This is a genomic window from Photobacterium japonica, from assembly GCF_050337005.1.
In the GTDB taxonomy this organism is placed as follows: domain Bacteria; phylum Pseudomonadota; class Gammaproteobacteria; order Enterobacterales; family Vibrionaceae; genus Photobacterium; species Photobacterium japonica.
In genome coordinates this window covers 1-6,389 of record NZ_JAKJSN010000103.1, presented here as the reverse complement: position 1 = coordinate 6,389, position 6,389 = coordinate 1, and the positions used below count along the sequence as shown (strand labels likewise).

At 44.1% G+C, this 6,389-nt stretch carries 5 protein-coding genes; all 5 read right to left on the bottom strand.

Annotated features, from left to right (window positions below):
* Window positions 1–783 (bottom strand): hypothetical protein (locus tag L4C36_RS23220; protein ID WP_428480143.1); only part of this gene is annotated, 783 nt, incomplete at its 3' end.
* A gap of 11 nt (window positions 784–794) precedes the next feature.
* On the bottom strand, window positions 795–1,913 hold the full coding sequence (gene wecB / locus L4C36_RS23215) for a non-hydrolyzing UDP-N-acetylglucosamine 2-epimerase (protein ID WP_428480142.1): 1,119 nt from the start codon (window positions 1,911–1,913) through the stop codon (window positions 795–797).
* 290 nt (window positions 1,914–2,203) lie between these two features.
* On the bottom strand, window positions 2,204–4,366 hold the full coding sequence (locus tag L4C36_RS23210) for a polysaccharide biosynthesis tyrosine autokinase (RefSeq protein ID WP_428480141.1): 2,163 nt from the start codon (window positions 4,364–4,366) through the stop codon (window positions 2,204–2,206).
* A gap of 141 nt (window positions 4,367–4,507) precedes the next feature.
* Entirely contained in the window at window positions 4,508–4,867 is a 360-nt protein-coding gene (locus tag L4C36_RS23205) for a four helix bundle protein (protein WP_428480140.1), read from the bottom strand.
* Window positions 4,868–5,005: 138 nt separating this feature from the next.
* On the bottom strand, window positions 5,006–6,229 hold the full coding sequence (locus L4C36_RS23200) for a polysaccharide export protein (protein WP_428480139.1): 1,224 nt from the start codon (window positions 6,227–6,229) through the stop codon (window positions 5,006–5,008).
* Window positions 6,230–6,389 lie beyond the last annotated feature (160 nt).

Here is a 6,389-nt window from a genome sequence, read left to right as displayed (position 1 = left end):
TTGCTCACCCCTTGTAATAGGGAAAAGAATTAAAACCGATAGGGTTGGAATTATAACCCTTTGTGCTGTGGAGTAATTTTTATTAACTGCAACATACAAAAACAACGATGAAAAATATATTGTACTTGTTGTGTACCTTAATTTGAAATTTCCAGTTATTAAATCTGACATTAAACAGAAAGTTGATACTATTAAACTAGTTAACACTATATTTAATACCAATTTTTCAATATAGTGATCATCAATTTTCATTTTCTCATAGACATGATATTTTGCAAACAACCCGCCACCGATAAGAAATAACAAGTACCTTACAGGTTGAGTTCCTTYTAATAAATTAAACTCTTGAGTGTTCAGGCCATATATAACCGTGAAGATAAAAGAGTAAATTAATACAAAAACAAGAGAACGCTGACTTTTAAGAGTGTTAATATTTTTCAAGTAAAATAAAACCAAAATTATACTTAAAGCCATTAATAATGATGTACTAAATGAAAACAGTCCAAATTTCTGCATATTGAACGTATAATATTCAAACATGCCTCGCATGTCTATTGCAACTGTATGTATTTCTCTTGGCCTTGTATTTAATACAAGGCCAAATATTGCTATTAAAAATAATAGATCATCTGATTTATTTAAAAATTTTAAAAGTATTGTTAAGAATATTAACACATTAACACCGTAAGAAATAACCGGGTAATAATATAAATATTCATTTAATATAAAAATTAAAACAGCATAACTTATTACTTTAACTTTTGATATTTTGACTGTTTCCATTTTTAGCACACTTATAAAAAGCTCAGTATTTTTTCACACGATTTTCCATCACCATATGGGTTATGAGAAAAGCTCATTGCATCGTATTCTTCTTGATTAGTTAGTAACATGTCTAGATTATCAACAATATTTTTTGTATCTGTACCTACTAACTTTACTGTCCCAGCACTTACGGCTTCAGGACGTTCAGTGGTGTCTCGCATCACTAATACAGGCTTGCCTAATGAAGGGGCTTCCTCTTGAATGCCACCTGAATCTGTCAAAATGATATTGGCCTTACTCATTAAATAAATGAATGGAAGATACTGCTGTGGCTCAATCAGGAATACATTATCAACATCGGCTAAAAGACGATTAACAGGCTCACGTACATTTGGGTTCAAGTGCATCGGGTACAGCACTTGTACATCAGGATGGGCTTTTGCGGTCTCAGCCAACGCTTGGCAAATGCGTTCAAAACCACCACCAAAGCTTTCTCTTCTATGACCAGTTACCAAAATCAACTTTTTGCTTTCATCTAAAAATGGAAATTGTGCAGCTAACGTCGCATTCAAGTCACTGTCTGAATCAATCTTCTCTTTCACCATTAGTAGCGCATCAATAACCGTATTACCTGTTACGAAGATATCGTCAGCGGCATAATTCTCGGCCAACAGATTCGCCTTTGACGTTTCCGTTGGTGCAAAATGATACTTAGCCAGCGTGCCTGTTAACTTGCGATTCCCTTCTTCCGGCCAAGGGGAATAGATATTGCCTGTACGCAAACCTGCTTCTACATGACCTACAGCAATTTGCTCGTAGTATGCAGCAAGACTTGCCGCGAACGTCGTAGCAGTATCACCATGCACTAATACGACATCCGGTTTAAATTCTTGAAGCACTGGTTTGAGTTCTAACAAAATACGCGCTGTTACATCATTTAATGTTTGTCCCGCTTGCATTAGATTCAAATCATAGTCAGGTGTAATTTCAAAAAGCTCAAGAACTTGGTCAAGCATTTCACGATGCTGAGCTGTAACACAGCATTTAGCTTCAAATCTCTCATCAGCTGCAAGTGCGTGTACTAAAGGCGCCATTTTAATGGCTTCTGGACGGGTGCCAAAAACCGTAAGAATTTTTTTCTTAGTCATCAGTTTCTCTTTTAATATTCTTAAATTCACTCACGATTGTGAGGATGGATTCTGAGGATTTGCGAACTTTTCGCATCATTTCGTCTCAGTATCTCTAACAGTACTGAGACAACTTTTCTTCATTTTGAGACAGCCCGTTGCAGGCCACCCCATGTGAGACCTAGGTTTTGCTTACTTTCCAGTAAGGGTCCCAATAGGTCGCGAAAACGTCCTATTATTAAAACAAAGTACAGCTACAATAAAGGCGATGAATTCAGCGCCTTTATTCATTACACTATTAATCAGTCTACTTATTTATTCGACTCATAACTGTAATTGTAGTAACCGTAGTTACCACCGTAATACGTACTTGCTTTACGCACGACAGCATTCAGAATAAAGCCTTTAATCTCGATGCCGTTTTGTTCAAAACGCTGCTTGGTAATTTCAATTTCTTTCACCGCATTTTGACCAAAGCGCCCTACTAGCAAAGACGTACCCGCATGGGCCCCAACAATGGCGGCATCCGTTACTGCCAAAATTGGCGGGGTATCGACAATCACCATGTCGTAGTTTTCTGCCGCCCAATCCATTAACGCTTTAAAACGCGGGTGCATTAACAACTCAGACGGGTTCGGTGGCACTTCACCACGGCCAATAAAATCTAACCCTTCAATGCCCGGTTGCTTAATCAAGCTTTCAATGCTGGTTTGGCCAGAAAGGTAGGTTGACAGTCCCGGCGTTGGCGTCACCGCCATTTGTTTTTCCATTCGCCCTTTTCGCATATCCGCATCAATCACCAATACACGCGATCCTGTTTTGGCTATCACCGCTGCCATGTTGGCAGACACGAATGATTTACCAATACCTGGACTTGGGCCAGAGATCATCAAAATGTTATTTTTGGCTTCCATCATCGCAAAGTGCAAGCTGGTACGCAGGCTGCGCAATGCTTCGATAGAGAGATCCGCAGGGTTAGAAACCGCAAGCAAGGTGTCTTGTACTGATAGTGCTTTTTTCTTGCCCTGCTTTTTCTCTAGCTCAATTTGCCAATCAGACATGGGGATGCTGGCATATACCGGCAAGCCAATCGCTTCAATCTCATCTGGGTTTTCCACCCCTCGGTGAAACGCCGCTTTCAGCAATGCCATCGCCACCGCCAACATACCGCCGAGTAACGTGGCTAATACCACAATCAACGGTTTTTTCGGTTTAACTGCACGGGTATAAGACTGCGCTTCATCCAAAATACGTACATTGCCCACCGTACTGGCTTTAACAATGCTCAGCTCTTGCACTTTATTCAACAGCTGGACGTAAATCTGCTGGTTAACCTCTACATCGCGAGTTAAGCGCAATACTTCACGTTGCGTTTTTGGCAACTGCTGTACTTGCTTGTTAAAGCGGTCTCGCTCGCTCAATAACGTTTTGCGCTTATCTAATAGCGCAATATAAGCAGGGTGCGATTTGGTAAAACGCTGGGAAATTTCACTCTCTTTGAAGGTCAACTCATTAAGTTGTGATTCAATGGTCACCATCACATCAAGCGTAGACTTTGCTTCTAGCCCCAAATCAATAGATTCATTTTCCTGACGGAAGGCATTAAGCAAATCTTCAGCGACTGTCAGCTGCACTTTAATATCAGGCAAATGGCTGCGTAAAAAGTCCAAGCTATTTTGTGCTTCGGCAGAATTACGCTCAACGTTTTGCAGGAAGTAATCTTGGCTGATGCTGTCCAGAATCGCTTCAATCTCTGCACGGTTTTCACCGGTAAAGCTAAGCTGCAAAATGCCGGTTTGTTTGCCGCGCTCACTCACCGATAAATTGGCTTGTAACCACTGAATCGCATCCAGTTGCGAACGTTTAGCAACCGTAAAGCTGTCACCGGTTTTGGCGTGCATTTGCGTCACGAACAGTTCGAACTCGTCTTGCTTCGCGAGTTCACCCACTTTGCCAGACAGCACTTTGCGCTCGGTAGCATCCAGTAGCTCAAAGGTACCCTGCTCACCATCAATAACCTGTAGTGTATAGACTGGTACATCAGCCCACTCAGGAATATCAAGACGGCTAACATCCACGTTCGGGGTTTCACCTTGAATACGTGCCAGGCCTTTCCCAATAACGGGTAAATAGTTCGGCGACACCACGGTGGTCAAGTTCAACTTGTTGACCGTATCGCCCAAAATCATACGCGATTTGATGATCTCGATTTCCGTCGTCGCAGAAGACTCCCCCGCAAACATCTCGCCCATGTCACCCAAGGCAGGCATGCCAGAGCTTTTTTCTTCCACTTGGATCAGTGCATCAGCGTTATACACCGGCGTCGCTAACAAGGCATAGGCAATGCCGACCACCGCGAACACGAAGGTGATCGCAATAATGCTCCAACGGCTATCAATTAAGATGCCAAACAGCTTACCCAGATCGATTTCATCTGCGTCCTGCCGAGGTTGTGTGTTTTGTGAAGGGGTCATATTATGTCCAATTTAATAGATGGTCCTGTGGTCCTGTGGTCCTGTGGTCCTGTGGTCCTGTGGTCCTGTGGTCCTGTGGTCCTGTGGTCCTGCAGAATAGTTCCAGAGATTCGTAGTCAAGTATTTTTAAATACTCGGAGACTACCGAACCATCCCTTTTCTTATTTTGATAAGTTTCGCCAACATAACAGAAATATGTTTGGCTTCTTTAATGTAGTGAAGGCCTTGTTCCTTGGAGAGATAACCTAACTCAATCGCAATATAGAGTTGTGTGATCATTTCCCCGCAAGAACCTTTAGCGATATATAGGAAGCGAGCAGATTCTTTCGCTGTTTCTCTTTCTTCCCCCTCTGAGATATTAGAAGGTACAGATAGAGAACTTCGCGTGAGTTGGTCGCGCAATGCATAATTTTTACAATCTAGGAGTGACTTGACGATATCAACTGAAAGCCTTGAGCTCTTTTTCCATACCTCAAGCTTTTCAAATCCTAGCAGCCGCATTACCCATCCTTGTTCTGCATTACTTTGACTCTCGCGCTTTCCTCAGGACCATAGGACCTCAGGGCCAGAATTTCAGCTATTGCTATATCTCGAAACACGCTAACTCGCCACTCGATACACTTCACTGCTTCGCAGTGATTACCAATTCCTTACGCGGAGTACGCCTTCGGTGAGTTCGTTAAAGCCGCTGATGGTTGGCAATAGCTGTGCGACCACACGGTTCCAACGGACAATCGGTGCGGCTGTCACGTACACAATGTCGTAAGGCTGTAATTCAAACTCGGTACCGATAACCAATGCAGAGGCATCTTGAATATTCAACTGATACACGTTAGCCATTGGGATGGATGTATCTTCAACCGGCTTGCCGTTTTCATCCACTTTGGGTGAGCTCACCATCGCGGTTGTTTGTGGTGATGCCGTCTTATTCATGTTGCTACGGATCACGAATACACCCGTGGCATCGGCGGCCAATTGGTTAATGCCGCCCACGCTGCTCAGCGCTTCGGTCAAGCTCATGCCCGCGCGGTCAATTTTCAGCAGTTTAGGGTCGTTCACTTCGCCCATCACAAACACTTTTTGTGCATCGTTACGGGGTACGTGAACGATATCGCCAGGGCGCAGTAGGCGGTTTTGGGTTAAATCACCACGTTGCATTAGGGCATACAAGGAAATGTTTTCTTCTTTACCGTTGCGGGTCAAGGTCACGTTGCGCCAATCCGCTTCGTCTGCCAAGCCGCCCGCTTTGTTAATCGCATCCAACAGGGTCAATGGCACGTTGGTGATAGCTTGCTGACCGGGATTTTTAATTTCGCCAGTAATATACGTTTTCTGTGAGCGGAACGAGGCCACGTTCACGTCTACCTGCGGGCTTTCAATGTAAGCCGCCAGGCGGCGAGCGATATCCGCACGCACTTGGGTGACGGTTTTACCTTCTACATGCACTAAGCCAATATAGGGGTAGAAAATACTGCCGTCGGCATGTACCCAGTTGCCCGCTTCTGTTGAGCTGCGGTAAGAGCCCGCCGGAATGGTCAGTTCGGGGTGGTCCCAAATAGTGATATTGAGAATGTCGCCAGGGCCAATGCGGTATTGATAACGCACAATTTCTGCATCTAACGCGCTGTTGGTACGTGAAAACACTTTCGGCGGCTTAAACTGATTCACTCGCCCGGCAGTAAGCGGGTAAATGTTCACTTGATCGGAAATGTTCGGCTGCGACTCACTTTGTTGATTATCAGTACCCTGACTCTCGGTGATCACTGCTTTGTTATCTGTAGTCAGGTGCGATCCCGGCACCGTACAACCCGCGAGCATGGCCGTCGCCATCGCGCTAATCAGAAGCTTCTTTGTGAAATGCATAATTTTAATATCTTGAGATAAGAGATGGTTCAACCCTCGAGATCGATCATCAAGGATTGGGAATAATGTGGTCCTGTGGTCCTGTGGTCCTGTGGTCCTGTGGTCCTGTGGTCCTGTGGTCCTGTGGTCCTGTGGTCCTGTGGTCCTGTGGTCCTGTGGT

What these genes read in the sequence shown, in the direction of transcription:
- wecB (WP_428480142.1), bottom strand. Translation starts at nt 1,913, where the DNA reads ATGACTAAGAAAAAAATTCTTACGGTTTTTGGCACCCGTCCAGAAGCC.
- L4C36_RS23205 (WP_428480140.1), bottom strand. Translation starts at nt 4,867, where the DNA reads ATGCGGCTGCTAGGATTTGAAAAGCTTGAGGTATGGAAAAAGAGCTCA.
- L4C36_RS23200 (WP_428480139.1), bottom strand. Translation starts at nt 6,229, where the DNA reads ATGCATTTCACAAAGAAGCTTCTGATTAGCGCGATGGCGACGGCCATG.
- L4C36_RS23210 (WP_428480141.1), bottom strand. Translation starts at nt 4,366, where the DNA reads ATGACCCCTTCACAAAACACACAACCTCGGCAGGACGCAGATGAAATC.